Raw genomic sequence first — 25,159 nt, 5'->3', positions numbered from 1 at the left:
GTGTCCGCACTCGGAGGATCGCTCGAACGCTCCATCATGGACGTGCTCTGGGCGGCGCCCCGTCCCCTGCGCGTCCGCGAACTGCTGGCCGAGCTGAACGAGAACGCGGAGAAGCCGCTCGCCTACAACACCGTGCAGACCGTGGCAGAACGACTGGCGCAGAAGGGCCTCCTCCGGCGCACGCAGGACGGCACGGCCTTCCGCTACAGCCCGACGCGGCCGCGGGAGGAGTACGCGGTCGAGCTCATGATGGACGCGTTGAGCGAGGCCGCGGACCACGGCGCCATCCTGGCGCGGTTCGCCGAGAGCGTCCCGCCGGAGGACGCCCGGCACCTCCTGGACGCGCTGCGGCGGCGCACCGCCGGGGAAGAGCCGTGATCCTCCTGGTGGCGGCCCTGGCCGTCTCGGCGGTCCTGCTGGGGTGCGCGGCCGGGCCCGCCCTGGACCTGCTCCGGCGCTCGGCCGTCGGCCCGGGGACGGCCGTCGCCTGCTGGGCGGCCGCCCTCGCCGGGACGTTCATCGCCGCGGCGGGGATCGCGGCGGCGGCGCTGCTCGCGCCGCCGGGGCCGGGCCACGGATTCCTGTCCCGGCTGCGCGACTGCCTGCCCCATCACGGCCGGCCCGCCACCGCCGCCGCGGCCGCCGCGACCGCCGTCCTCGCGGCGGCGTGCGCCAGCGTGCTCGCCCGCGGGCTGCCGAGGCTCGGCCGGGCCGTGCGCCACCGCCGCCGGCACCGGGAGATCCTGCGGCTGGTCGCCCGCGAGGACCGCCGCCATCCGGACGTCCTCGTCCTCGACCACCCCGTGCCCGTGGCGTACTCGCTGCCGTCCCGGCACCGCGCGATCGTGGTCAGCACCGGGGCCCAGAAGGCGCTCAGCGCCGAGGAGCTCGGCGCCGTCCTGGCGCACGAGCGGGCGCATCTGCGCCAGCGCCACCACGTGCTCCTGCTGGCCCTGGACCTGGTCCACGCCATGCTGCCGTGGCTGCCGACCGTCCGGCGCGCCAAGGCGCGGCTGCCGCTGCTGCTGGAGATGGCCGCGGACGACGCCGCGGTCCGCGCCCACGGCAGGAAGCCGCTGGTCGGCGCGCTGTGCCGGCTTTCGGCGGCGCCCGCCGTCGCGGGGGCGCTCGGGGCGGCGGGCGCGCCGGCCGCCGGTGCGCTGATGGAGCGGGTGCTGCGGCTGGAGGGTGACGCTCAGGTGAGGCCGCGCCGCGCCGTCCGGCTCGCGGCGGGCCTGTTCGTGGTGGCCGCGGTCGCCGCGCCGCTCCTGGCGGGGGCCGTGGCGGTCGCCGAGCTCGCCGCGATGTGCTGAGGCAGAATGTGGCTTTTGGGGAAATCTTCCGCTCCGGTGGCGAACCGTCCGCAAACCTCCTACGCTCCGTAGGAGGTCACGGTCCGACGTCCCCGCCGGGGACGGCCGGCGACCGCGCCGAATCCCGCGGACGGCTCCGTCCGGGGAACCGGGGACCCGATCTTCAGGGGTGAATCCGTCCCGACGGGACGGTAGGGCGACTCCGGCCCGAACCCGTCAGCTGACCCGGTAGGCGGTACAGGAGAGGACACCGCATGCAGCGACGAGCTGCCGGCACCCGAACGACAGCCCGCCGCAGGATCCGCACCGGCCGGCCCGGCGGTGTCACGGCATGGACGGTCGCCCTCGCGCTGTCCGCCGGGCTTCTCGCGCCCGCGCCCGCGCACGCCGAGCCCAAGCCGACGCGCAAGCAGCTCACCGCGCAGCAGGAGAAGCTCGCCGACGAGGCCGAGAAGCTCAGCGAGCAGTACAACGGGCTGCGCGAACGCCTCAAGCAGGCCGAGCACGCCGCGAAGACGGCCAAGAGCAGCGCACTGCGCCAGCAGAAGGCGCTGGACGAGGCGCGCGAGCGCATGGCGAAGATCGCCGCCGACAGCTACAAGAACGGCCCCGCGGACCCGGCGATCTCCTTCGCCTCGTCCTCCGACCCGCAGGCCGTCCTGGACCAGTCGGCCACCCTCAACTACTTCGCCAAGCAGAACGACATCCGCATCACGCAGATGCTCCAGGTGATGCAGGGCGCCGACCGGTCCCGCAAGGCCGCCGAGCAGCGCGCCGCCCAGGTGCGCGCGCTCACCGGCGAGGCGAAGAAGAAGCGCCGGGAACTCCAGATCAAACTGAAGAAGGTCGAGAAGCAGCTCGGCACCTTCAAGACCGCCGGCGCGCGGCCCGGCTCCATCCCCAACCTCAGCTCCGGAGGGGCCTCGGCCAAGGCGATGACGGCCGTCCGGGCCGCCCTGGCCCAGCAGGGCGTGCCCTACTCCTGGGGCGGCGGCAACGCGTCCGGCCCTAGCTACGGCACCGCGCAGGGCGCCAACATCAAGGGCTTCGACTGCTCCGGCCTGACCCTGTACGCCTACGCGCAGGTCGGCATCACCCTCGGCCACTACACCGGCAGCCAGTACAACGCCGGGACCCACGTGAGCATGAGCCAGCTCAAGCCCGGCGACCTGGTGTTCTTCCACAGCGACCTGCACCACATGGGCATGTACATCGGCAACGGCAACATGGTCCACGCGCCGCAGACCGGCGACGTCGTCAAGATCGCCCCCATCGCCGGCCGCCCCTTCGCCGGCGGAGTCCGTGTCGCCTGACCCCGTGTCGCCTGACCCCCGCGACCCGGTGACCGACCGGTGGCCGCCGGTCACTCTTCGCTACCCTGGCTCGGGATGAGAAGGAACGTCGGCGGCCGCACCGTCCTCCACCTGGCGTCCGGCCTGTTCGTGCTGCTCGGCCTGCTGGCGATGCACGGCTTCCAGGCCACGTCGAGCCCGGCCGGGATGAGCGGTCTTCCGCTGACGTCCACGGCCGCCGGGTACGCGGACCCAGCCGCCGACGCGATGGCGGGGCATCACCGGCCCCCGGGCGACCGGCCCGGCGGTCATCACTCCGACCGCCATCCGGACCACCCCGGCGGCCAGGTCTGCCTGGCCATGCTCACGCTGCTCGCGCTCGCGCTCGCCGGGGCCCTCCTGGTGCTGCGCCTGCGGAGGTCGCCGCCGGCGGCCGTGTCGAGGCCGGCGCGGGTGCGGATCCCGCCGGTCGGACGGCCGCCGCCGCGCCCGTCCCTGCACAGGCTGAGCGTGCTGAGGCTGTGACAGGTCCGGCGGCGCCCGGAGACCGGGCGCCGCCGCCGACCACCGATCACAGCACTCGACACGGAAGGCCCACCACCATGAAGCGAGCGTTCGCGCTCCTCACCGTCCCGGCCCTGGCGATCGCGCTGGCCGCGTGCGGCGACGACGACAACGGCGGCTCGCCCGCCCACTCCATGCCTGCTCACTCCATGCCCGCCCACTCGGCGGCGCCGGGCGGCGCGCAGGCCGGATCGCACAACGGCCAGGACGTCATGTTCGCGCAGATGATGATCCCGCATCACCGGCAGGCGGTCGAGATGGCCGGCCTCGCCGCCACCCGCGCCTCGTCCGCGGACGTGAAGGCCCTGGCCGCCGCCATCAGGAAGGCGCAGGAACCGGAGATCCAGCAGCTCGGCGCCTGGCTGAAGAGCTGGGGCGCCCCGGTCCCCTCGCCCGGCACGACCGGGATGGGCGGCATGCACCACGGCGGCACGGACGGCATGATGAGCGAGAAGGACATGGAGGAACTGGAAGCGGCCAAGGGCGAGGCGTTCGACAAGGCGTTCCTGCGGATGATGATCGAGCATCACGAGGGCGCCGTGGCGATGGCCAAGGCCGAGCAGTCCACCGGACGGTTCCCGCCGGCCAAGCGGATGGCGGCGACCATCATCTCCTCGCAGACCGCCGAGATCACCAAGATGAAGACCCTGCTGAAGCAGTAGCGCCCGGCCGGAGCAGGCGGGCGGGGTCGCGGCCCCGCCCGCTTCCCGGGGCGGGGCGACCACCCGTCAGGAGCCGTTCCGGTGCCGGGTGGACGGTGTGGTCACGTCACGGACGAAGCGTCCCGCCTGGTCCAGGGCGCGGGCCGCCTCCGGGAGGAACGTCCAGAGCAGGTGGAGGCCGTGGGTCGCCACCGGACAGAGCTCCAGCCGCGCGTCCACGTCGGCGCCCGCCGCGAGCGCCCCCGCCAGGGGCCGGTACCCGTACGCCGAGCCCATCACGAAGCCGCCCCCGTGCAGGTAGAGGACGCGCGCCGGTGAGGCGTCCGGGGGCGCCGGCCGCAGGGCCGGGACGCCGCCCGCCTTCACCGGCCCGACCACGACCTCCGGCGGCGGCTCGAACCCTGCGAGCATGGCCTCGCCGGCGAGGGTCAGCTCCACCCGGTGCGTCGAGCGGTTCAGCAGATCGCAGCCGACGAGGCGTTCCAGGCCCTGGACGAGGCGGACGCCCTCCTGGCCGGCCGCCGCACCTACGCCGGCCGCGCCTCCTACTGGCCGGCGGCCGGCGGCGCGATGGCCGACCGCATGAACGCCTTCCGCGAGTACGTCGTCACCTCGACCGACGCCCCGCTGGAATGGGCGGACTCGACGCGGCTCTCCGGCCTCGGCGAGGTGGCCGAGCCGGACGGCACGCTCCTGGTCACCGGCAGTCCGACCCTGGTGCGCGGCCTGCTCGCCGGCGGCCTGCTGGACGAGCCGCGCCTCGTGGTCGACCCGGTCGTCGCCGGCTCCGGCGCCCGGCTCTTCGAGACCCCGGGCTCCTTCGAGCGGGTGGCCTGCCGTCCGTTCCCGTCCGGTAGGGGCGGGCGCCCGCGGCGTCCGGCCGTTCCGGCATCGTCCGGGGCGGCCGGATCGGCGCGTGTATGATCTTGCGAAATTTCGGGCGCGGCCGTGACCGGACCTGACGCTGCAGGGCGAAAGGAGCGGGGTGGGAGCTTTCGCGTCGTCGCGGGCGGGTGACCCGGAACGGGTCGGGCGCTACCGGATCGTCGGGCGGCTGGGCGCCGGCGGGATGGGCTCGGTGTTCCTGGCGCTGTCGCCGGGCGGCCGCGCGGTCGCGGTGAAGGTCGTGCGGGCCGAGCTCGCGGACGACCCGGGGTTCCGGCGCCGGTTCGTGCGCGAGGCGGAGGCGGCCCGCCGGGTGAGCGGGTTCTTCACCGCCGCCGTGGTGGACGCCGACCCCGAAGGCGAGCCGCCCTGGCTGGCCACCGAGTACGTGCCGGGCATGTCGCTGAAGGCGGCGGTCGAGGCGCACGGCGCCCTGCCCGAGGGGGCGGTGCTGGCGCTCGCCGCCGGGCTGGCCGAGGCGCTGGAGGGCGTCCACGGCGCCGGGATCGTCCAGCGCGACCTCAAGCCGTCCAACGCGCTCCTGGCCGCGGACGGCCCCCGGGTGATCGACTTCGGGATCGCGGTGGCGTTCGAGGGCACCAGGCTGACGCTGACCGGCGCGTTCGTCGGGACGCCCGGCTTCATGTCGCCCGAGCAGTTGAGGGGCGCCGCCGTGGGCCCGGCGAGCGACGTCTTCGCCCTCGGCGCCCTCCTGGCGTACGCGGCGACCGGTGCCGGCCCTTTCGGAGGCGGCTCCGTCCACGCCCTGAACTACCGGGTCGTCCACGAGCCGCCGAACCTGACCGGCGTGGCACCCGGCCTGGCGAACGTCGTGGCCCGCTGCCTGGCCAAGGAACCCGGGCAGCGACCCGCCGTCGCACCACTCGTCGAGGAACTCGGTCAGGCCCGCGGCGCCGGCGGGCAGCCCATGCCGACGCCGCCCTGGAGCATCCCCACGGCAGTCGGCTCCACGGCAGTCGGCTCCACGGCAGTCGACTCCACGGCGGTCGACCCGACGGCCGGTGAGCCGCGGCCGGCGCCCGCCCCACGGTCGTCGCGACGGCGGCGCTCCCGTCCCCAGGAAACCCCGGCGGTGGGAGCCGACTCCTCACCCGGGGCCCGGTCCTGGCCGGACTCGCCGCGGCCAGCGTCCTGGCCGTCGTCGCGGCGACGCTCCTCCTGGTCGGCGGGGGCGGCGACCCGAGCGGCGGCGAGGCGGTCCGGACCCCGACGCCGCGGCCGCCGGTCCTGAGGCAGCTCTGGTCCTACGCAGGAGACCCGAGCTGGCCTCCGAAGGTCGAGGACGGGACCGTCTACCTCGCCGACGGCGACGGCGTCGTGCACGCCGTCGACGCCGCCACCGGAGACCGCCGGTGGCAGTCCGACCGAGCGTGGGGCGCCGGGCACTCCATGGTCGTCGCCGGCGATGTGATGTACGTCAGCGGGTACACCGACTCCTCCCGGGACGGCGACAGCAGCTGGGTCTTCGCGCTGGACGTCGACTCGGGCCGCCGTCTGTGGGAGTACGAGCCCCGCCAGATGCTGACCGGTCCGGCGCTGTCCGGGAAGCAGCTCTACTTCTACGGGCGGCGGGGCGGCGGCTACGCGTCCACCGTCTACGCGCTGAACACCGGCACCGGCAAGAGGGCATGGAGCCACGCCACCGACATCGTGTGGGCGCTGACCGCCGCCGACGACGTCGTCTACTACGTCGCGAACGGACGGAAGGAGAAGAGCCCCCAGCTCCACGCGCTGAACGCCGAGACGGGTGAACGGCTGTGGAAGGCGCCCTTCGCCGAGGACGTCTACAAACGGCCCGAGTCCCTCACCGTCGCCGACGGCGTCCTCTACGCCATCGGTGCCGACGGGACCCTGTCGGCCCGCAGGCCGGGCAGGGGCGACCTTCTGTGGAGTCACCCGGCGGAGCTCCGCGACTTCTCGGACTCGGAGACCCCCGTCCTGTCCGGCGGAGTGGTCTACTACGGCGGAAACGACGACACCCAGGGATCGAAGGGCCAGGTCCTCGCCGTCGACGCGGCGACCGGCAAGAGGCTGTGGAGCTACGACACGTCCCCGCTGAGCTCGCCGCCCGCCGTCGCGTCCGGCACGGTCTACGTGAGCACGGAAGCCGGTGAGCTGCACCTCCTGAACGCCCGCGACGGCGGCTTCCAGGGCAGGGCCGAGCTGGCGGACGACTCGGACCCCACCGCGACCGTCTCGGACGGAAAGGTCTACTTCGGCGCCGGCGACGGCCGCCTGCGCGCCGCGGCCGTCACCCGCTGACGGTCCCCGCAGCCGGGTCACGGCGAGCGGATCAGTCCCCGCCGGGTGGCGGCCGCGACCGCGGCCGTGCGGGAGTCGACGCCGAGCTTGGCGTAGACGTGCACCAGATGGGTCTTGACCGTGGTCTCGCTGAGGAACAGCCGCCTGCTGATCTGCCGGTTCGAGAGCCCCTCGGCGACCAGCCGCAGCACCTCCAGCTCCCGGGCGGTCGGCGTCGCGGTGGGCGAGCGCATCCGGCCGAGGAGGCGCGAGGCGACGCTGGGCGCGAGCGCGCTGTCTCCGGCGGCGGCCGACCGGATCGCGGCGAACAGCCGGTCCGGGGGCGCGTCCTTGAGCAGGTAGCCGGTGGCGCCGGCCTCGACGGCGGCGAGGATGTCGGAGTCGGTGTCGAACGTGGTCAGCACGAGGACGCGCGGCGCGCCCGCCCCGGCGGAGGTGATCTGGCGGGTGGCCTCGGCGCCGTGCATCCCGGCGCCGAGCTGGAGGTCCATCAGCACGACGTCGGGGGAGAGGCGGCGCGCCTCGTCGACCCCCTCCCGCCCCGTCGCCGCCTCGCCGACCAGCGCGAAGCCGGGCCGGTCGGCGAGCATGGCGCGGATCCCGGAGCGCACCACGGGATGGTCGTCCACCAGCAGGATGCGGATCGGCCCGCTCATCGCCGCTCCTCGCCGCCGGGCAGCGGCAGGCTCGCCACCACGGCCGTCCCCTCGCGCGGGGCCGACTCGACGGTGAGCGCGCCGCCCAGCGCGCGGGCGCGCTCGCGCATCGCCCGGAGCCCGTAGCCCGTGCCCGCGCCGCTCCCCGGCGGCCGCCCGCCGCGCGCCGCGGGATCGAAGCCGCGCCCGTCGTCGTAGACGTCCAGCACCACCATGTCGTCAAGGTAGGTCAGGGTGACCCCGACGTTCTCGGCGCCGGAGTGCCCGGCGGCGTTCCCCAGGGCCCCCTGGGCGATGCGCAGCAGCGCGACCTCGTGGTCGACCGGGAGCTCGGCGGGAGGCCCGGACACCTGGAAACGGATCCGGGCGGCGGAGCGGGCGTCCGCCGACTCGGTGATCCGGCGCAGCGCGTCGGGCAGGGAGGAGCGCTGGAGGGCGGGCGGGGCCAGCTCGCGCACGAAGTTGCGGGCCTCCTCCAGGTTCTCCGCGGCGGCCTGCTCGGCCTCCTCCAGCCGTCCCACGGCGGCGTCGAGGTCGCCGTGGAGGTCGCGGCGGGCGGCGCGCAGCAGCAGGATGATGCTGGACATGCCCTGGGCGAGCGTGTCGTGGATCTCGCGGGCGAGGCGCTCGCGCTCGGTGAGCCGTGCCGCGTCGGCCTCCGCCCTGAGGAGCCTCTCGCGGGTCCGGACCAGGTCCTCGATGAGCCGGCGGCGCTGCTCGCTCTCCCGGTAGAGCGCCCGGTAGGCCAGGGCCATGAGGGTGGCGACCGAGGCGCCGACGCTCGGGCCCAGCACCTCCGCCAGCGTGACCCCGCCGCCGTGCCAGGCCACCGCCCCGATCGCCGCGCCCGTCAGCAGCGCGACGCCGGGCAGCGCTGCGGGCAGCGGCAGCAGGTGCAGGTAGAGGAAGAACAACGGGAAGGCCAGCCACACGAAGTCGGGGGAGGACAGCGCCAGCCCCGCCCAGGCGGCGGTGAGCAGCGCGAGCCACAGCCGGGCGGGAACCGGACGGGGGCGCCGGTCGTGCCCGGCCCAGGTCACCCCGGCGACGTAGAGGGCCCCGAGAGCGAGGCCGCCCGCGGCGATCCCCGCCCGCCCGTCGTGGAGCGTGCGCACCAGGGCGATCGTGAGCAGCACGAGGAAGGTGCCGTGCACGGCCCAGCCGAGCAACCGCACCGCGGGCGAGAACAGATCGTCGGGCATCTCTCACTCACCGTAGGCGACGGGTCCCGCGGACCGCATCGATCGAAAGGTTGATGTCCCGCCGTCCGGAAGAAGGCGATCCGCCCGTCCCGGCGCACGATGTGCCGGGACGGGCCCGCGGCGCACGCTGGGAAGCGTCGATTCCAGGACGTCAGATGGAGGCCCACGGTGTTCTTGGCACTGCGAGACCTGCGGTTCGCCAAGGGGCGGTTCGCGCTCATGGGGTCGGTCGTGCTGCTCATCACGCTGCTGGTGACGCTGCTGTCCGGGCTGACGGCCGGCCTGGCGCGCGACAGCGCCTCGGCCATCGAGGACCTCCCCGCCGACCACGTCGTGTTCGGCGGGGAGACCTCCTTCGCGGGGAGCCGGATCGATCAGGCGACGTCGCGGGGCTGGCAGGACGTCGCGGGTGTGAAGGCCGAGCCGCTCGGCATCGCGATGGGCCGGATGTCGTTCGGCCCGTCCGGGGAGCGCGGCGCCCCGGCCGCGCTCTTCGGCGTCGCCCCGGGGAACCGGGCGCGCCCGCCCGCGCCCGGTCAGATCGTCCTGTCGGCGGAGCTGGCCGGGAGCACCGGGCTGGCGGCCGGCGACAGGGTCGACGTCCTCGGGCACGGGTTCACCGTGGCGGGCGCCGGCGGCGCGTCGTCCTACAGCCACGCGCCGGTCGCCTGGATCGGGGTCGAGGACTGGCGCGCCCTCGAACCGGGCGGCGGCGATCTCGCCGCGACCGTGCTGCTGCTGCGCGGGACCGGGCATGCCGACCTGGGCGCGGCCGACCGGCGGCTCGGCACCACCACCCTCGCCCGGGAGGACGCCAGGTCCGCGATCCCGTCGTTCTCGTCCGAGAACGGGTCGCTGCGACTCATGCGGGGATTCCTGTTCGCCATCTCGGCGCTGGTCATCGGCGCGTTCTTCACGGTCTGGACGATCCAGCGGCGCGGCGACGTGGCCGTGCTGAAGGCGCTCGGCGCGAGCACCGGCTACCTGCTGCGCGACGCGCTCGCCCAGGCCGTCCTGGTCCTGCTGGCCGGGGCCGGGCTCGGCGGCGCCGCCGGCGGGCTGGCGGGGCTCGCGATCGGGGACGGGGTCCCGTTCGTGGTCTCGGCGACCACCACCGTGCTGCCCGTCGCCCTGATGGTGGCGCTCGGGGCGGCCGGCGCCGCGCTGGCCGTCCGCAAGATCACTTCAGTCGATCCGCTGACCGCACTGGGAGCCGCACGATGAGCCTGGCCCTCACCGACGTCGTCCTGACCTACCCCGACGGGGACCGCACGCTCACCGCGCTGGACCGGGTGAGCCTGGCCGTCGGGCCCGGAGAGTTCGCCGCGGTCGCCGGCCCCTCCGGCTCCGGCAAGTCGAGCCTGCTGGCCGTCGCCGCGACCCTCATCGCCCCCGCCTCCGGGACGGTGTCGGTGGCGGGACGGGAGACCACCGGGCTGCGTCCCGCCGAACGGGCCCGCCTGCGCCGCGACCACGTCGGCATCGTCTTCCAGCAGCCCAACCTGCCGGCCTCGCTGACGGCGCTCGACCAGCTGACGGTGATGGCGCACCTGGCCGGCCGGTCGCCGCGGCGGGCCGCCGGCAGGGCCCGCGAGCTGCTGGCCGCCGTGGGCCTCGCCGGCCTGGAGCACCGGCGGCCGCACCGGATGTCGGGCGGCGAGCGCCAGCGGGTCAACATCGCCCGCGCGCTGATGAACGAGCCGGAGGTGCTGCTCGTGGACGAGCCGACCAGCGCCCTGGACCACGTCCGCGGCGAACAGGTCGTCGAGCTGCTCGAACGGCTCACCCGCGACCGGCGGCTGGCCACCGTCATGGTCACCCACGACCTGGCCAGGCTCGCCGCCGCCGACCGCGTGCACTCCATGACCGACGGCCGGCTGTCCGAGGGCGGCCCGGGCCTCTCCCGGGAGCGGACGGCCGAGGGGGCTCAGCCGCGGTAGGTCTCCAGGAGGCGGAGCCAGACCTCGCTGATGGTGGGGTAGGAGGGGACGGCGTGCCAGAGGCGGGAGATCGGGACCTCGGCGGTGACCGCGATAGTGGCGGAGTGGAGGAGCTCGGCCACGCCGGCGCCGACGAAGGTGGCGCCGAGGAGCGTCTCGCCGTCCAGATCGACCAGCGCGCGGGCGCGGCCCTGGTAGCCGTCGGCGTACAGGGACGCGCCCGAGACGTTTCCCAGGTCGTAGTCGACCGCGCGCACCCGGCGTCCTTCCCGGGTCGCCTCCTCCAGCGTCGGGCCGACGGCGGCGACCTCGGGGTCGGTGAAGACGACCTGCGGGACCGCCCGCTCGTCGGCGGTCGCCACGCTGCGTCCCCATGCGGCGGTGTCGAGGGGGCGCCCGGCGGCGCGGTCGGCGATCACCGTGCCGAAGACGCGCCCCTGGTACTTGCCCTGGTGGGTCAGCAGGGCGCGGCCGTTGACGTCCCCGGCCGCGTACAGCCACTCGCCCGGGACGCCGGCCGCCAGACCGGTGGAGTCGACCTCGATCGGCCGGCCCGGGGCCAGCCCGACCGTGTCCAGGCCGAGGTCGCCGGTGGCGGGCGTGCGGCCGGTGGCGAACAGGACCTCGTCGGCGGTGACCGTGTCGCCGCCGTCCAGGGTGAGGGTCACCGGGCCGTCGCGGCGGACGCCGGTGACCGACGCGCCGAAGCGCAGGTCGACCCCGGCCGCGCGCAGGCCCCCGGCCACGGCCTCCCCGGCGAACGGCTCCATGCGCGGCAGCAGCCGCGACCCGCGCACCAGCTGCACCACCTCGCTGCCGAGCGCCCGCCAGGCGGTGGCCATCTCGCAGGCCACCACGCCGCCGCCGATGACGGCCAGCCGCGGCGGCACCCGCTCGGACGAGGTCGCCTCGCGGCTGGTCCACGGGCGGACGCCGGCCAGGCCCGGCAGCCCGGGCAGGGCCGCGCGGGTGCCGGTGCACACCGCGACGGCGTGCCGGGCGGTCAGCACCCGCCGCCCGCCGTCCGGGGTCCGCACCGCGACGCGCCTGGGGCCGTCCAGCCGCCCGTGCCCGCGCACCAGGACGATCCCGGCGCCGTCCAGCCACTCGACCTGGCCGTCGTCCTTCCAGTGCGAGGTGAACCCGTCCCGGCGCTTGAGGACCGCCTCGGCGTCCAGCGTCCCGGTCACGGCCTCGCGGGCGCCGGCCAGCCGCCGGGCGTCCGCCAGCGCGGCGGCCGGGCGCAGCAGGGCCTTGCTGGGCATGCAGGCCCAGTAGGAGCACTCCCCGCCGACCAGTTCGCTCTCCACGACCGCGACGCTGAGCCCGCCGGCGTGCGCCCGCTCGGCCAGGTTCTCACCCGTCGGCCCGGCTCCCACCACCACGACGTCGAACTCGTCCATGTCCCCAGCCCTTCCGATCGGCCGCAGCTCTCGTCCACCGTTCGGCGGGGCGGCCCCCGCCGCCGTCAATGATCGCAAACCGCGGCGGGTCCGGTCCTCCCGAGGCCGCGCCGTTTCTGCTACAAGTGTAGTTGCAAGTTCGCGCACGTCGAGGGACGGGAGGGGCCGGATCGTGGCGGTTTCGATGGTCAAGGGGCAGCGGATCTCGCTGGAGAAGCAGGGCGGGACGCTCAGCGTGGTCCGGATGGGGCTGGGCTGGGACGCGGTCAAGAAGAAGGGGCTGTTCGGCAAGCAGCGGGACCAGGACATCGACCTGGACGCCTCGTGCGTGATGCTCGCCGGAGGCGGGGTCGCGGACGTCGTCTACTTCGGCAAGCTCGCCAGCGAGGACGGGTCCGTCCGGCACACCGGCGACAACCTCACCGGAGAGGGGGAGGGGGACGACGAGTCGGTACTGGTCGACCTGTCCACGGTGCCCGCGCAGGTCACGTCCCTGGTGTTCACGGTCAGCTCGTTCACCGGGCAGACCTTCGACGAGGTCGAGAACGCGTTCTGCCGGCTCGTCGACGAGACCACCGGCGAGGAGCTGGCGCGGTACACCCTCAGCGGCGGCGGCCGGCACACCGCGATGGTGATGGCGAGCGTGTACCGGCAGGGCGGCGGCTGGAAGATGAACGCGATCGGCGAACCCGGCCAGGGACGGACCCTTCAGGACATGCTGCCCGCGATCACCGCCTACGCTTGACCGGACGTTCCGAAGGGCCGGTACGACAGGGGAGTCCGTGAGCGCCGAAGGCAGTACCAAGGCCGTCATCACCGCGCTGGCCGCGAACCTGGGGATCGCGGTCACCAAGTTCGTCGCGTTCGCGTTGACGGGATCGTCGTCGATGCTGGCGGAGGCGATCCACTCGGTGGCCGACTCCAGCAACCAGGCGCTGCTGCTGATCGGCGGGAGGCGCGCCCAGCGGGACGCGACCGAGGAGCATCCGTTCGGGTACGGGCGGGAGCGCTACATCTACGCGTTCCTCGTGGCGATCGTCCTGTTCAGCCTCGGCGGGCTGTTCGCGCTGTACGAGGCCTGGCACAAGATCAGCGATCCGCACCCGATCGAGGAGTGGCAGTGGGTGCCCATCGCCGTCCTGCTGGTCGCGATCGTCCTGGAGGGCGCGGCGCTGCGCACCGCGGTCCGGGAGTCCAACCGCAGCCGCGGGCGGACGAGCTGGGTGCAGTTCGTGCGCCGCTCCAAGTCGCCGGAGCTGCCGGTGATCCTCCTGGAGGACACCGGGGCGCTGGTCGGGCTGGTGTTCGCGCTCGCGGGCGTCGGCCTGACGCTGATCACCGGCGACGGGATCTGGGACGGGATCGGCACCGCCGCGATCGGCGTGCTGCTGGCGGCCATCGCGATCGTGCTGGCCACCGAGGTCAAGAGCCTGCTCGTCGGGGAGTCCGCGACCCCGGGCCACCTGCGGCTGATCAGAGAGGCGATCGTCGAGGGCCGCGACATCCCCTCGGTGATCCACATGCGCACCATGCACCTCGGGCCGGACGAGCTGCTCGTCGCCGCGAAGGTCGCCGTGGATCTGCAGGACGACGCCCGCGAGGTCGCCGACGCGATCAACGACGCCGAGGCGCGCATCCGCGCCGCGGTCCCGATCGCCCGGCTCGTCTACCTCGAACCGGACGTGCTGCGGAAGGGGGGCTGAGGACGGTGTCGCGCAGGCCGCTCGGGCAGTTGGAGGCGGAGGTGCTCGCCGCGCTGGCCGGGCTCGGCGGGGCGGCCAGCACCGCCGAGCTGGTGGAGCGGCTGGACGGTGATCCCGCCTACACGACGGTGAACACCATCCTGCACCGGCTGCACGACAAGAAGCTGGTGTCGCGCGCCCGGGCGGGGCGCCACTACCGGTACCGGCTCGCCGTCGACGAGTCCGAGCTGGTGGCGGGGCGCATGCGCGAACACCTGCGGCACGCCAGCGACCCGGGGAACGTGCTGAACCGGTTCGCGCGGTCGCTCAGCGCCGAGGAGGCGCGCAAGCTGCGCGAGTTCCTCGACCCGCCGGAGGCCGGCGGGTGAACTGGTTCACCTTCCTGCCCCTCGCCATCATGCTGACGCTGAGCGCCGCGCTGGCGAAGGTGCCGTTACGGCTCCACCCGTCCTGGTCGGCGCGGCTGCTGGCGACGACCGGGGCGATGACCGCCGTGGCCGCGCTCGGCACGGGCTTCTTCGTGGCCGTCAACTACGCGGCGACGCTGGCGCCGTCCGCCGCGGCGCACGTCCCCGAATGGGCGCTGTTCGGGGACGACCGGCCGGTGCCGGACGCGGTGGGGATTCCGGCGGCCCTGCTGTCGGCCGCCGGGCTGGCGGCCGCGGGCAGGGCCGCCTCCCGCTGGGCGGCCGAGCTCCGCACCGCGCGGGCGGACGCCCGCGAGCCGCTCGACACCGACGTGCCGATCGCCGTCGCGATCCCGGGCCGCCGCGGCGGGGTCCTGGTCTCCCGGGGCCTGCTGCGCGGCCTGACGGCCGAGGAGCTCCACGTCGTCTTCCAGCACGAGACGTCCCACCTCAGGCACCGGCACCACCGCTACCTCGCCGCCGGCGCCCTCGCCTCGGCCGTCCTGCCGCCGCTGCGGGCGCTGGCCGGCCGGCTGCGGCTGGCGACGGAGCGCTGGGCGGACGAGGACGCCGCGGAGGCGACCGGCGACCGCGCCGCCGTCGCCCGGACGATCGCCAAGGTCGCGCTCGCGCAGCCGCGGGACCCCGGGCCGGTGAGCGCGTTCGCCGAGTCGGGGATCGTCGAGCGCGTGGAGGCGCTGCTGGGCACGCCCCCGGCCAAGAACGCGGTCACCGGCCCGCTGCTGTTCATGGGCAACGGCGTCGTCACCGGGTCGCTGACCGCCGCGACCCTCCAGCTCGACCACGTCCTCGTGTCGTTCCTGGTGTCGCTGCTCGCGTTCCGGTGACGGGGGCGCCGTCCCTCAGAGCTCGAACTCGGCGGGGTCGAGGCCGACGGCGAAGCACGCCTCGCGGACGACGGCCTTCTCGGCGTCGTCGAAGTGCCCGTCCGCGCCGCCGATCACGATGCCGATCTGGATGACGGCGCGCGCCTCGGCGGGCTTCTTCTTCGCCTTGCCGATGTCCTGGAGGACGGAGACCTTCCCGAAGTCGAAGTCGGCGGTGAGCTTGGACACGTAGTCGTTGAACCGCCGCTGCAGGTCGTCGGCCGCGAAGTTCTGCAGCACCTCGTTGGAGGCGATCAGGGACGCGGTCCGCTGCCGTTCGGACGGGTCCACACTGCCGTCGGCCGCCGCGACCAGCGCGCACATCGCCATGCTCGCGTCCCGGAACGCTCCGCTCTTCAGTTCGTTCTTCTTACTGAGCAGCTGCGTCTGCATACTCTGCGTGGAGTCGCGCAGCTTGTCCCAGAAAGGCATCGTCATCCTCCGCTCGTCGGTCGTCTCTCCCGACCCTAGCCGTCCTGCTACAAATGTAGTAGCCAGGCCGCCCTACGTCCTCGCCGCGGTCACCGCCGCGGTGGCGGCGGCGGTGACCCTGGACGTCCTGCTCGGCGGGCCCCTGCGGCATCTCGACGGCCGGACGTTCGCCGAGGGCCTGCCGCCGCGCAGCGGCGCCTGGCACCTCTGGTGGCGGACGGTCGTGAACGGCGGCCAGTACTGGCTCGCCGGCTCCTTCGCCGCGCTCGCCACCCTCTGGGCCGCCCGGCGGCGACGCAGCAGGGCCCTCCTGCTCAAGGCCGGGATCTGGCTGGTGGCGAGCGAACTCCTGGTGCGCGGGGCGCAGATCGCGTTCGCCCGGACGCCGCCGCGCACCGGCCACGACGCCGTCTTCGCCGACGGCTTCCTGTCCTACCCGTCGGGGCACGCCGCCAACGCGGCCGCGTGCCTGCTGTTCGCGGCGGCCGTGACCGGCGCGTCCCGCGCCTGGACGGCCGCCGCCCACACCGGGGCGGCGGCCGTCGCCGTCGCCGTCGTCGCGCTCGGCTACCACTGGCCGACGGACGCCGTCGCGGGTTGGGCGCTCGGCACGTTCCTGGCCTGCCTCGGCCGGATCTGGCTGACCGCCCCCTACTCCTCCTCGAAGCTCTCCACGGCGTCCTCGTAGGCGTCTTCGTAGGCGTCCTCGTACGCCTGCTCGTAGGCCGCCTCCTGGTAGGCGTCCTGGGCGGCCTGCTGACTCACGTCGGCGAAGGCGTCGCCCACCGACGGCTCGTCCTTCTGCTCCTCGTCGTCGTCGAGCAGTTCGTTGACGACGGCGCCCGCCACGAACCCGGCCGCCAGTCCGCCCGCCGCTCCGGCCGCGACACCGCCCCACCCCGGCCCGCCGTGCCCGCCGCCGTGCCCGCCGCCGTGCCCCCCGCCATGCCCTCCGAAGTGCTCGCCGTGGTGCCCTCCGAAGTGCTCGCCGTGGTGGCCGTACGGTTCGTGGGACCCGTGGACGGACCCGCCGTGGAGGTGCCCGGCGACGGCCCGCAGCCACCCCTCCAGTTCGTGCTCCCACGCCGTGTGGAGGGCCTGGTCGTGGGAGACGTGGAAGCGGCCGAAGACGTCGTCGCCCTCGGAGAAGACGTTCCCGCGCCGGTCGGCCTCCAGGATCACCACGAGCCCGTGCGGATCGGACACGAAGGTGAGCTCGACCTCGCTGATCCGGCCGTCGTACTGCGGCGGCGCGAAGAACTCGATCTCCTGGTAGAACGGCAGCTCCTGGTGGACGCCCGCGATGTGCCCCTCTTCCACGTCGGCGCTCTTGAACATGAAGCCCAGCGTCCCGAAGGCGTCCAGGACGCGCTGCTGGGACGGCAGCGGGCTCACCGAGACCGGGTCCAGGTCGCCGGCGTCCACGGCGCCGGCGACGGCGAGCTCCGTGCGGACGCCCATGGCCATGCCGTGCAGGTGCTGCCCGTAGACCTCGGTCAGCGGCAGTTCCCAGGGCAGCGGCATCTGGAAGGGGATCGCGTGGGACAGCCCGGCGCCCAGGGGGAACCCGCCCGTGATCGGCCCACGGTAGAACTCCCTGCTCCCGGCCCCCTCGTGGTCGCCGTGCTCGTACTCGGCCCGGGTGACCAGGCTCAGCACGACCTGGTGGACGTGCACGTCGCGGTCGCCGCCCCGCACCCGTACCTCGCCGGCCAGGTGCTCCCCCGGACGGGCGTGGGGGGCGGCGAGAACGGTCTCGACCGACGGTCCGCCCGCGCCGAAGGCGCCGAGCAGCTGCTTGAAGACCATGGGGTCCTTACTCCTGTCGTCATCCCCGCGACCGCACCGGCGGCCGCTTGCTACCACACTTGTAGCAGATGACGGAGAGATCCAACCAGCGGATCGCCCGAGACGGAGATCATCGCCGCCCGGCGGAGTGCGCGGGCCCGGTCACCACCGCCGGTTGACGGCCGCCTTCCCGCCGGTCACCAGGGTCGCCGGCGGGACGTCCTCGGCCACGACCGCGCCGGCGGCGACCACGGAGTCGCGGCCGATGCTGACGCCGGGCAGGATCGTGGCGCCTGCGCCGATCCACACGTTCTCCGCCACGTCGATGGGGCCGCCGGTCAGCCACTCCCGCCGCTCCCCGGGGTCGACCGGATGGCCGACGGTGATGAAGGTGGCCTTCGGCCCGACCATCACGCGCTCCCCGAGCCGGATGCCGGCGTAGTCCAGGAAGGTGCAGTTCTGGTTGATGAACACGCGCTCCGCGAGGTCCAGGCGGAGGCCGTGGTCGGTGTAGAAGGGCGGGTAGATCGTGACCCCCGCCGGCAGCGGCCTGCCGAGGATCCGCTCGAACAGCTCGGCCTTGCCCGCCTCGTCCTCGAAGGGCAGGACGTTCAGGCGGGAGGTGAGCTCGGTGGTCCGCAGGACCCTCTCGGCCATGGCCTGGAACTCGGTGCTGCGGATGCGCATGAGACGGTCGCCGGGCATGCCGCGATCCTTTCCGGGGGAGTGGGGTTGGAGGAGTCGGTCAGTTCGCCTTCGCCGGGCGCGTCCTCGCCCAGGACGGGAGCCAGACCGTCTCGGGAAGCCTCGGCAGGTTCGCGAGGTGAGCGGTGATCCCGCGGAGTTCCGGATGCGGCTCGCTTCTCGGCAGCATGAGCGAGAGCGGGTACGCGAGGGTCGGGTTCACGATGGGGATGCGGCGCAGGTCGTGGCCCGCGGGCCAGACGTACCGGTCGCGCGCCCCGACCAGGGTCGCCACGTCCGCGGAGTCCGCGAGGGCGTCCAGCAGGACCTGGTCGCCGAAATGCGGGCCCGCCGCGTCGATGCGCAGGTCGAACTCGGTGGCGAGCTGGTCGTAGAACTCTCCCCACTCGCTTCGGGGCGCGATGCCCGGCACCCAGATCCGGTGCCTGCGCAGCTGCGACGGCGTCAGCTTCCGCGCGGAGGCGAGCGGATGCCCCGGGCCGGCGAGCAGTTCCAGCGGGGAGTCGAACGCGTGGACCATCCGGACGCCGGGAGGCAGGGCCGCCGGGTCGGTGACGGTCCGGAACGAGGCGTCGAGATCGCCGGACTCGACGGCGGCGACAGCCGCGCGCGGGTCGTCGACCCTGAGGGTCACGAGGTCGAGGTCGGCTCCGGGACGCGACCGCCAGTACTCGTGCAGGACGACGGACTGGGCGCTCCGAAAGCCGAGAACGTCGATGCGCAGGGCCCGCGAGCCCGGCCTGACCGCGGCGACGGCGCGGTCGACGCCCGCGACGACGCTCCGCGCGTGGGGGAGGAACGCCTGGCCGTCGAGCGTCAGCTCGACCCCCCCGGCGGTCCGCGTGAAGAGGCGGACCTCCAGGTCGCGCTCCAGGGCCGCGATCCGCTTGGAGACCGCCTGCTGCGTCACGCCCAGCTCGTCGGCCGCATGCCGCAGCTGCCCGAGCTCGGCCGCCCGGACGAACGATCGCAGTGCCTCGGTGTCCACCGGTTCACCCTAGGCGCGCACAACCGGCCGTTGTGGCGCGCCGGGAGCCGGTTGTCCGGCCGCGCTCCGCGGAACCGGCGGGCGGGAACGGGGCGGACGCGCGCCGGTCACGTCAGGAGGCGCGGTGCCAGGAGCCGCCCGTCTCGCGTTCGAACGCGGCGCGGGTGGTGGCGGTGTCGTAGAAGATGCGCAGTGTCGCGATCAGGCCTTCGCCGTCGAGTTCCAGCATGTCCACGCACTCGAAGCCGGCCGCCGTGCCCGAGGACAGCGTCCAGTCGAAGCGGAACCAGACGCCGACGAGTCGCTCGCCCTGCGTGACGCCGCGAAGGTGGAGTTCGGAGCGGCCGGTGTCGGCGAGCAGCCTCGGGTAGAACTCGGCGGCGCGCAGCGGCCCGTACAGCGGGGAGTGGACGACCGCCTCGGGGTGGAAGAGCCCCAGGACGCCCTCCAGGTCGCCGGCCTCCAGGGCGGACAGGTAGGCCGAGGCCAGCCCGTGGGGGGTCACGACCGCTCCTCGACGAGGGCCGCCAGGCCGTCGAGGAGGCGGTCCAGGCCGAAGGCGCGGGCGTTGTCGTCGAGGGCCGGGGTGGGGCCGCTCAACGCCTTGCTGAGCTCGGGGAACAGGTCCGCCCGGCCGCGGATCAGTTCGGCCGTCTCGCTGCCGCCCGACCAGGCCTGGGTGCCGGCCGTGGTCATCGACTGGGTGGTGCGGACGTGCCCGAACAGCAGGAACGCGGCGGCCATGCGCTCGTCGCCGGTGAGGCCGGTCCCGGCCAGCGCGGCCACCGCGCTCTCGGTCCACCCGGCCTCGCGGGGGCCCATGACGCGGGTGCCCACGGTGACGGCGGGGATCCAGGGGTGCCGCCGCCAGACCTCGGCGAGCCGCCGGACGAACTCCTCCAGCTTGCCCCGCCAGCCGCCGGGCACCTCGCCCAGGTCGGGCGGCTCGCCCACCGCCGTGTCGATCATGATGCTGAGCAGCTCGGACTTGTTCGCGACATGGCGGTAGAGCGACATCTTGGTGAAGCCGAGATCGGCGGCGACGCGCTGCATGGAGACCGCCTCGATACCGTCCGCGTCGGCGACCGCGATGGCCGCCTCGACGATCGCGGACACCGAGAGCGGCATGCGCGGCCGCTTCTCCGGCTGGTCGCGGAGATCCCAGAGCGCCTTCATCCCACCAACCTCTTGTCAACCCGGCATCGATGTGTCTAGCTTACATCAAGTGTCCGGTGGACACATTGCTTCTCACGGACAACCCCCACGTGAAAGGTCAGACCATGACGAGCGACGTCACCTCCAGCGGCCTCGGCGCCGTCCAGGCCCCGGCGACCGCCTCCCGCGCCGTCCCGATGTGGCGCACCGGCCTGATCGCCTGCGTCGCCGCCGCGGCGGCCACCACCGCCGTCGCCGCCCTCGGCCGGAGCGCGGGCGCGTCCCTGGAGGTGGACGGCGAGCCGATCCCGCTGCTCGGCTTCCCCCAGCTGACGCTGCTGTTCGGCGTGATCGGCGTGCTGCTGGCCGTGGCGCTGCGCCGCTGGGCCCCCGCGCCCAGGCGCGCGTTCCTCGCGGCCACCGCCGTCCTCACCGCGCTCTCGGTCGTGCCCGACCTGATCGTCCCGGCGACGGTCCCGACGAGGCTCACCCTGATCGCCGCCCACCTCGTGGCCGCGGCGATCGTCGTCCCCCTCGTCGCAGCCCGCCTCCCGGCCCGCACTCGGTAGCGCCCCCGGCGGGAGCCGGATCGCGGGTGGTGCCGCCCGCCTGGAGCGGACGGCGCCACCCGCGACCCGCGAACAGGAGATCCGGTCAGCCGAACATGACGCTGTGCGGGATGGGGGCGGCGAAGGACCTGGTCGCGCCGGGAACGAGGGTGATGTTCGCGGGCTCTTCGCAGAGCCGGTCGAGGAAGAAGGCCGCGCGGGCGTCGGTCTGGTTGCGGGCGCTGGTGGCGCCCTGGAGCAGCAGCCGGCAGTCGCCGTTGTGGGGGTCCTCGATCTCCAGATCGCCCGAGTCGGGCGAGTGGTAGAAGAAGGTGCCCGTGGCCCGCACGCCGACGGCCGACGCGGGCGCGGGCGCGACGGCTGAAACGGCGAGCACCAGAATGGCGCCCGTTATGGCCGGCGCGGCACGTAAGGGTGACCTCATGAGTCCTCCTGAAGAAGCGACGAGGGGCCTTAACGGTACGGACGCGGTCCATGGGCCACGATTCCCCTGCTGGTCGGCCTGCGCTCGCGCCAGGGTGATGGAACCATCGCGGAGCGTGACGTCGGCGGCGGTGTTCGGCGGCGGTGTTCGGCGGGCCGGTCCCGGCGCTCTCGGCGGCCGGAATACTGGGCATGATGAGCCGTGATCAAGAAGTCGGGGACGCCCCCGGCGACGCGCTGCCCGCCCTGCTCGTCCGGCCGCCCTGGACGGGCGGGACGAGGGAACCGGTCGTCCTCAAGCTGAAGACGCCCAGGGAACCGACCGTCATCCGCTGGGCGCCCGGCCGGCGGGAGGAATGGCTGGAGTCCCCGTACAGGTATTCGCAGGCCCGCATGCCGGACGACACCGACTGGGACGACCTCGCCGCGTTCTTCGCCGGTGACCAGGCCCTGCCACTGTGGAAGCCGCGCGACTGGCAGTCCCGGTCGCGGTTCGAGCGCCTCTACATCGGGCTCGTCATGCAGGCGCCCCGGGAACTCGGCGAGAAACTGCTCGCCGACGAGCGCTACTGGGACGCCTTCGCCGACTTCTCGAACGTCGGCGCCGATCGCGGCGCGGTCGCGCGTCACGAGATGGCCGCCTACCCGCTGGTGATGCACCAGTCGAAGAAGAAGAAATGGAGCGTGTACGCGCTCGAACCCTTCCTGGACCACGCCGTCGCCCAGGCAATGATCAAGGACTTCGCCGGCAACGGGCGCGACGACGCGCAGGATGCCTGGTACGGGCTGCACGGGGCGGACGCCGTGAGGCTGACGATCCCGGACGCCTTCCGCAAGCCGGGCCCGAAGCGGGAACGCGCCGAGGCGGCGCTGCGCTCGGTGGCCCAACGGCACGGCCACGACATTCTCGTCGAGGCGGCCGAGTACTACGGGGACGAGGCCGTGCAGGCGGTCTCCATGCTGCGCACCGACCCGCTCGACGTGTACCCCGACCCGCTGCCGGACCTCCCGGAGAGCTGGGACCCCGAGAGGCTGCCGCGGATCCTGCTGCGCCGACGCCGGCAGGCGCTTCCCCTGGCCGCGACCCGGCATCTGCTGACGATGCTGTCCATTTCGGAGAGCCGCAAGCCGTACGCCGGGGTGCCCCTCGTCGTCGGGCCTCTCGACCCGGCGTCGCTCGCCGAGTTCGCCTGGGCCCTCTACGAGGCCGACCGCCATCCCAAACTGTGGGCGTCGCCCGGCTTGCAGTACGCCCTGGCCGAGTTCGGCGACGACGGGACCGCCGACCGGCTCGCGCCGATCGTCGCACGGTGGTCCAGGGCGTTCGTGTGGGATGCGGGCGGGCAGTCCGCGCTCCGCCTGTTCGGCTCCCTCGGCACCGACTCGGCACTCCGCCATCTGGACCGGCTCGCGAACAAGGCCGAGGACCGCAAGTGGATCCGGCGGTCCGCGCGCGAGGCGTTGAAGCGCGCCGCCGAACAGCGCGGGCTCACCCAGGAGCAGCTCGCCGACCGGCTCGTCCCCACCCTGGGCCTGGACGCCGAAGGCTCCATGACGCTCGACTACGGGCCGCGCAGCTTCGTGGTGGGCTTCGACGAGGAGCTCAGGCCCTTCGTCGCCGACGAGAGCGGCAAGCCTCGCAAGACGCTGCCGAAGCCCGGCGCCAAGGACGACGACGCTCTCGCCCCCGCGGCCTACGCACGCTTCACCGTCCTCAAGAAGGAGGTCCGCACGGTCGCCGCGGACCAGATCAGGCGGTTGGAGACGGCGATGGCGGCGGGCCGCACCTGGGCGGCCGGGGAGTTCGCCTCCCTGTTCGTCGAGCACCCGCTCATGCGCCACATCGCCCGCCGCCTGGTGTGGTCGGCCGGGGCGGACACGTTCCGGGTGGCCGAGGACGGAACCCTCGCCGACGTCCACGAGGACGCCTTCACGCTGCCCGGCGACGCCCGGGTCGCCCTGCCGCACCCGCTCGTCCTCGGCGCGGACACCGTCCGGGCCTGGGCCGCGATCCTCGCCGACTACGAGATCCTCCAGCCGTTCCCGCAGCTCGGCCGTCCCGTCCACACCCTCCGGGAGGACGAGCGGGGCCGCGACCGCCTTCCGCGCTTCGAGGGCGGCACCGTCCACTTCGGCAGGATCATGGGCCTGACGTCCCGCGGCTGGGAGCTCGGCGAGAAGGAGACCGGCGGCTTCCGCCGGCAGGTCATGCGCATGACGCCGGACGACCGGCACGTGATGGTCACCTTCGCGCCCGGCATCCGCGTCTTCGACCCCGAGGAGCACGCCGAGCAGCACATCGGCGGCGTCATGCTCATGACGGGCCGCCACTCCGGCCGGCCCCTGGCCTTCGGCGACCTCGACCCGGTCGCCGCCTCCGAGGTCATCGCCGACCTGCACGGCCTCACCGACCCGCACGGCCTCACCGACCCGCACAGCCTGACGGAGTGAGCCTCCCGGCCGGGCGTGACAGGTCGTTCAGGGCCTGCGGTCGTGGAAGGTGCGGCGCAGGTCGCTCACCCAGCCGTCGGGGTTCTCCCAGGGGATGAAGTGGCCGCCGTGGTCGTGCGCGTTGACGTTGACGTGGTTGAACCAGGCGGCCTGCGGGCCGCCCTTGAACGCCCGGACGCGCTGCTCGGCGGTGTGGACGCCGGGCGGGTTCTCGTAGGTGACGAACGTGAGGCCGACCGGGGCCTGCACGACCGGGGTGCGGTCGTGGGCGGGGGCCCAGGGGTAGCGGTTGGCGTTGGCGTAGTAACGCATCGACGTGGCGATGGAGTTGTTCGCCCAGTAGATCGTGGCGTGGGTGAGCAGGTCGTCCTTGGTGAAGACGGACTCGACGTCCCCGCCGTTGTCGCTCCAGGCGTTCCAGCGCTCCAGCAGCCAGGCGAGCAGCCCGGCGGGCGAGTCGCTCAGCCCGTGGGCCAGGGTGGCGCCGTCGAGCATGTGCACGGTGAGGTGCGACGCCGAGCGGTGGTCCAGCTCGATGATGCGGGCGCGGACGTCGGCGGGCTGGTCGCCTGTGAGGGGCCGGTTCCGGGTGAGGCTCCAGGCGCGGGGCCCGTTGAAGAAGTCGAGCGGCAGCCCGGAGCCGATGTGGACGCCGTACAGCTCGTCGGCGTACTTGTGGCCGAGCTGGCTGGTGACGATCCCGCCGATGTCGCAGCCCCCGGCGGCGTACTTCTCGTATCCCAGGGTCTCGGTCATCAGGGTGTGCCAGAGGTCGGAGACCTTCCAGAAGTTGACGTCCGGGAATCCGGTGAGCGGGCCGGGGAAGCCGAAACCGGGCAGGGACGGCACGATGACGTCGAAAGCGTCGGCGGGGTCGCCGCCGAACGCGCCCGGGTCGGCGAGCGGGTCGATCACCTTCGACCAGTGCCAGAACGTCCACGGCCAGCCGTGGGTGAGGATCAGCGGGACCGGGCGAGGCCCCTTTCCGGGCCTGCGCATGAAGTGCACCGGGACACCGGCGACGTCCACCTGGTAGTGCTCGTAGGCGTTGATGGCGGCCTCGGCCTCGCGCCAGTCGTAGCCGTCCCGCCAGTAGGCGACCAGCTCACGGAGATAGGCGTCGGGGACGCCGTAGGACCAGTCCTCGTTCCCCTCGTCCAGCGGCGGACGGGTCGACGCGAGACGGGCGCGCAGGTCGTCGAGGACCTCATCGGGCACATGGATCGGAGTGGGTTCCAGGGGGAAGGCCCGCGGGGTCGTCATAGCGTGGTTCCTCAAGGGGTGTGAGATGCGGTGACCTGCAGAAGGTCGTCCGGCGACGCCGACGTCACCGGACGCCGACATGCTCTCCCCACCCCTCCCCCTCCGCAACCGGGCACCGGTGCCGAGGTCGCGAGAAAGGCTTGCGGACGGGGTTTGGAATTCGCGGCCGAACGGCGGGACGAAGCCTC

General features: G+C 74.0%; 29 protein-coding genes and 1 riboswitch. Of the genes, 17 read left to right on the top strand and 12 right to left on the bottom strand.

What is annotated here, in order from left to right; translation table 11 throughout:
- The 5 genes from ACQEU6_RS25315 (at window position 1) to ACQEU6_RS25295 (ending at window position 3,831) form a co-directional block, all read left to right on the top strand.
- Window positions 1-378: a BlaI/MecI/CopY family transcriptional regulator gene (locus ACQEU6_RS25315; RefSeq protein ID WP_499335513.1), complete on the top strand. Its 378-nt coding sequence runs from the start codon at window positions 1-3 to the stop codon at window positions 376-378.
- Window positions 375-1,313 carry a M56 family metallopeptidase gene (locus tag ACQEU6_RS25310; RefSeq protein WP_499335512.1) on the top strand — a complete coding sequence of 313 codons (939 nt, stop codon included), beginning with the start codon at window positions 375-377 and terminating at the stop codon, window positions 1,311-1,313. Before ACQEU6_RS25315 ends, ACQEU6_RS25310 begins: the two co-directional genes overlap by 4 nt.
- Before the next feature lie 105 nt (window positions 1,314-1,418).
- Window positions 1,419-1,564: riboswitch (cyclic di-AMP (ydaO/yuaA leader) on the top strand.
- Window positions 1,565-1,567: 3 nt separating this feature from the next.
- Complete coding sequence (locus tag ACQEU6_RS25305; protein ID WP_499335511.1) at window positions 1,568-2,626, top strand: NlpC/P60 family protein; 1,059 nt, start codon at window positions 1,568-1,570, stop codon at window positions 2,624-2,626.
- 75 nt (window positions 2,627-2,701) lie between these two features.
- Window positions 2,702-3,130: a DUF6153 family protein gene (locus tag ACQEU6_RS25300; protein ID WP_499335510.1), complete on the top strand. Its 429-nt coding sequence runs from the start codon at window positions 2,702-2,704 to the stop codon at window positions 3,128-3,130.
- 77 nt (window positions 3,131-3,207) lie between these two features.
- Entirely contained in the window at window positions 3,208-3,831 is a 624-nt protein-coding gene (locus tag ACQEU6_RS25295) for a DUF305 domain-containing protein (RefSeq protein ID WP_499335509.1), read from the top strand.
- Window positions 3,832-3,897: 66 nt separating this feature from the next.
- On the opposite strand, the gene ACQEU6_RS25290 is transcribed toward ACQEU6_RS25295, so the two are convergent.
- Window positions 3,898-4,269: a hypothetical protein gene (locus ACQEU6_RS25290; RefSeq protein ID WP_499335508.1), complete on the bottom strand. Its 372-nt coding sequence runs from the start codon at window positions 4,267-4,269 to the stop codon at window positions 3,898-3,900.
- A gap of 3 nt (window positions 4,270-4,272) precedes the next feature.
- Between ACQEU6_RS25290 and ACQEU6_RS25285 the strand changes: the two genes are divergently transcribed.
- The 3 genes from ACQEU6_RS25285 (at window position 4,273) to ACQEU6_RS25275 (ending at window position 6,999) form a co-directional block, all read left to right on the top strand.
- Window positions 4,273-4,755: a dihydrofolate reductase family protein gene (locus ACQEU6_RS25285; RefSeq protein ID WP_499335507.1), complete on the top strand. Its 483-nt coding sequence runs from the start codon at window positions 4,273-4,275 to the stop codon at window positions 4,753-4,755.
- A gap of 61 nt (window positions 4,756-4,816) precedes the next feature.
- A complete protein-coding gene (locus tag ACQEU6_RS25280; RefSeq protein WP_499335506.1) occupies window positions 4,817-5,968 on the top strand; it encodes a serine/threonine-protein kinase in 1,152 nt (383 codons plus the stop codon).
- Window positions 5,869-6,999: an outer membrane protein assembly factor BamB family protein gene (locus tag ACQEU6_RS25275; protein WP_499340344.1), complete on the top strand. Its 1,131-nt coding sequence runs from the start codon at window positions 5,869-5,871 to the stop codon at window positions 6,997-6,999. The genes ACQEU6_RS25280 and ACQEU6_RS25275 overlap by 100 nt, the downstream gene beginning before the upstream one ends.
- Window positions 7,000-7,016: 17 nt before the next feature.
- On the opposite strand, the gene ACQEU6_RS25270 is transcribed toward ACQEU6_RS25275, so the two are convergent.
- Window positions 7,017-7,655 carry a response regulator gene (locus ACQEU6_RS25270; RefSeq protein WP_499335505.1) on the bottom strand — a complete coding sequence of 213 codons (639 nt, stop codon included), beginning with the start codon at window positions 7,653-7,655 and terminating at the stop codon, window positions 7,017-7,019.
- Window positions 7,652-8,857, bottom strand: a complete 1,206-nt coding sequence (locus ACQEU6_RS25265) for a sensor histidine kinase (RefSeq protein ID WP_499335504.1) — start codon at window positions 8,855-8,857, stop codon at window positions 7,652-7,654. The genes ACQEU6_RS25270 and ACQEU6_RS25265 overlap by 4 nt, the downstream gene beginning before the upstream one ends.
- A 168-nt stretch (window positions 8,858-9,025) precedes the next feature.
- On the opposite strand from ACQEU6_RS25265, the gene ACQEU6_RS25260 reads away from it, so the two are divergent.
- Both ACQEU6_RS25260 and ACQEU6_RS25255 read left to right on the top strand, forming a co-directional pair.
- The gene (locus ACQEU6_RS25260) at window positions 9,026-10,081 is read left to right on the top strand and encodes an FtsX-like permease family protein (protein ID WP_499335503.1); all 1,056 of its coding nucleotides are present in this window, start codon (window positions 9,026-9,028) and stop codon (window positions 10,079-10,081) included.
- Window positions 10,078-10,797: an ABC transporter ATP-binding protein gene (locus ACQEU6_RS25255; RefSeq protein ID WP_499335502.1), complete on the top strand. Its 720-nt coding sequence runs from the start codon at window positions 10,078-10,080 to the stop codon at window positions 10,795-10,797. Before ACQEU6_RS25260 ends, ACQEU6_RS25255 begins: the two co-directional genes overlap by 4 nt.
- Here the strand turns inward: ACQEU6_RS25255 and ACQEU6_RS25250 are convergent.
- Window positions 10,785-12,200, bottom strand: a complete 1,416-nt coding sequence (locus ACQEU6_RS25250; protein WP_499335501.1) for a dihydrolipoyl dehydrogenase family protein — start codon at window positions 12,198-12,200, stop codon at window positions 10,785-10,787. The genes ACQEU6_RS25255 and ACQEU6_RS25250 overlap by 13 nt on opposite strands.
- Window positions 12,201-12,372: 172 nt before the next feature.
- Here ACQEU6_RS25250 and ACQEU6_RS25245 point away from each other — a divergent pair, with 172 nt between their 5' ends.
- Genes ACQEU6_RS25245 through ACQEU6_RS25230 form a run of 4 tightly spaced genes read left to right on the top strand, consistent with a single transcriptional unit; the run spans window position 12,373 to window position 15,158 of the window.
- Window positions 12,373-12,945 carry a TerD family protein gene (locus ACQEU6_RS25245; protein WP_499335500.1) on the top strand — a complete coding sequence of 191 codons (573 nt, stop codon included), beginning with the start codon at window positions 12,373-12,375 and terminating at the stop codon, window positions 12,943-12,945.
- Window positions 12,946-12,982: 37 nt separating this feature from the next.
- A complete protein-coding gene (locus tag ACQEU6_RS25240) occupies window positions 12,983-13,903 on the top strand; it encodes a cation diffusion facilitator family transporter (protein ID WP_499335499.1) in 921 nt (306 codons plus the stop codon).
- A 5-nt stretch (window positions 13,904-13,908) separates the two neighbouring features.
- Complete coding sequence (locus tag ACQEU6_RS25235) at window positions 13,909-14,271, top strand: BlaI/MecI/CopY family transcriptional regulator (RefSeq protein ID WP_499335498.1); 363 nt, start codon at window positions 13,909-13,911, stop codon at window positions 14,269-14,271.
- On the top strand, window positions 14,268-15,158 hold the full coding sequence (locus tag ACQEU6_RS25230; protein ID WP_499335497.1) for a M56 family metallopeptidase: 891 nt from the start codon (window positions 14,268-14,270) through the stop codon (window positions 15,156-15,158). The genes ACQEU6_RS25235 and ACQEU6_RS25230 overlap by 4 nt, the downstream gene beginning before the upstream one ends.
- A 15-nt stretch (window positions 15,159-15,173) precedes the next feature.
- Here the strand turns inward: ACQEU6_RS25230 and ACQEU6_RS25225 are convergent, their stop codons facing one another.
- A complete protein-coding gene (locus ACQEU6_RS25225; protein WP_499335496.1) occupies window positions 15,174-15,635 on the bottom strand; it encodes a tellurite resistance TerB family protein in 462 nt (153 codons plus the stop codon).
- Here ACQEU6_RS25225 and ACQEU6_RS25220 point away from each other — a divergent pair.
- Window positions 15,613-16,317 (top strand): phosphatase PAP2 family protein, encoded by a 705-nt coding sequence (locus tag ACQEU6_RS25220; RefSeq protein ID WP_499335495.1) that lies wholly within the window; start codon window positions 15,613-15,615, stop codon window positions 16,315-16,317. The two genes, ACQEU6_RS25225 and ACQEU6_RS25220, sit on opposite strands and share 23 nt — an antisense overlap.
- Here the strand turns inward: ACQEU6_RS25220 and ACQEU6_RS25215 are convergent.
- From ACQEU6_RS25215 to ACQEU6_RS25195, 5 genes are all read right to left on the bottom strand, one after another.
- Window positions 16,281-17,438 carry a sporulation protein gene (locus ACQEU6_RS25215; RefSeq protein ID WP_499335494.1) on the bottom strand — a complete coding sequence of 386 codons (1,158 nt, stop codon included), beginning with the start codon at window positions 17,436-17,438 and terminating at the stop codon, window positions 16,281-16,283. The genes ACQEU6_RS25220 and ACQEU6_RS25215 overlap by 37 nt on opposite strands.
- A gap of 141 nt (window positions 17,439-17,579) precedes the next feature.
- The gene (locus tag ACQEU6_RS25210; protein WP_499335493.1) at window positions 17,580-18,122 is read right to left on the bottom strand and encodes a DapH/DapD/GlmU-related protein; all 543 of its coding nucleotides are present in this window, start codon (window positions 18,120-18,122) and stop codon (window positions 17,580-17,582) included.
- A gap of 40 nt (window positions 18,123-18,162) precedes the next feature.
- Complete coding sequence (locus tag ACQEU6_RS25205) at window positions 18,163-19,110, bottom strand: LysR family transcriptional regulator (protein ID WP_499335492.1); 948 nt, start codon at window positions 19,108-19,110, stop codon at window positions 18,163-18,165.
- Window positions 19,111-19,222: 112 nt separating this feature from the next.
- On the bottom strand, window positions 19,223-19,615 hold the full coding sequence (locus ACQEU6_RS25200) for a nuclear transport factor 2 family protein (RefSeq protein WP_499335491.1): 393 nt from the start codon (window positions 19,613-19,615) through the stop codon (window positions 19,223-19,225).
- Window positions 19,612-20,286, bottom strand: coding sequence for a TetR/AcrR family transcriptional regulator C-terminal domain-containing protein (locus tag ACQEU6_RS25195; RefSeq protein ID WP_499335490.1), 675 nt, complete (start codon window positions 20,284-20,286; stop codon window positions 19,612-19,614). Before ACQEU6_RS25195 ends, ACQEU6_RS25200 begins: the two co-directional genes overlap by 4 nt.
- A gap of 104 nt (window positions 20,287-20,390) precedes the next feature.
- Between ACQEU6_RS25195 and ACQEU6_RS25190 the strand changes: the two genes are divergently transcribed.
- Window positions 20,391-20,834: a DUF6069 family protein gene (locus ACQEU6_RS25190; protein WP_499335489.1), complete on the top strand. Its 444-nt coding sequence runs from the start codon at window positions 20,391-20,393 to the stop codon at window positions 20,832-20,834.
- Between the two features lie 85 nt (window positions 20,835-20,919).
- On the opposite strand, the gene ACQEU6_RS25185 is transcribed toward ACQEU6_RS25190, so the two are convergent.
- Complete coding sequence (locus ACQEU6_RS25185) at window positions 20,920-21,258, bottom strand: hypothetical protein (RefSeq protein ID WP_499335488.1); 339 nt, start codon at window positions 21,256-21,258, stop codon at window positions 20,920-20,922.
- Between the two features lie 191 nt (window positions 21,259-21,449).
- Between ACQEU6_RS25185 and ACQEU6_RS25180 the strand changes: the two genes are divergently transcribed.
- On the top strand, window positions 21,450-23,708 hold the full coding sequence (locus ACQEU6_RS25180; protein WP_499335487.1) for a DUF4132 domain-containing protein: 2,259 nt from the start codon (window positions 21,450-21,452) through the stop codon (window positions 23,706-23,708).
- A gap of 27 nt (window positions 23,709-23,735) precedes the next feature.
- Here the strand turns inward: ACQEU6_RS25180 and ACQEU6_RS25175 are convergent, their stop codons facing one another.
- The gene (locus ACQEU6_RS25175) at window positions 23,736-24,971 is read right to left on the bottom strand and encodes an epoxide hydrolase family protein (protein ID WP_499335486.1); all 1,236 of its coding nucleotides are present in this window, start codon (window positions 24,969-24,971) and stop codon (window positions 23,736-23,738) included.
- Window positions 24,972-25,159: the final 188 nt, after the last annotated feature.

Origin of the sequence: Spirillospora sp. CA-108201 (genome assembly GCF_050936235.1) — a bacterium.
Taxonomy (GTDB): Bacteria; Actinomycetota; Actinomycetes; order Streptosporangiales; family Streptosporangiaceae; genus Spirillospora.
This window is presented reverse-complemented; position numbering and strand designations above follow the sequence as displayed.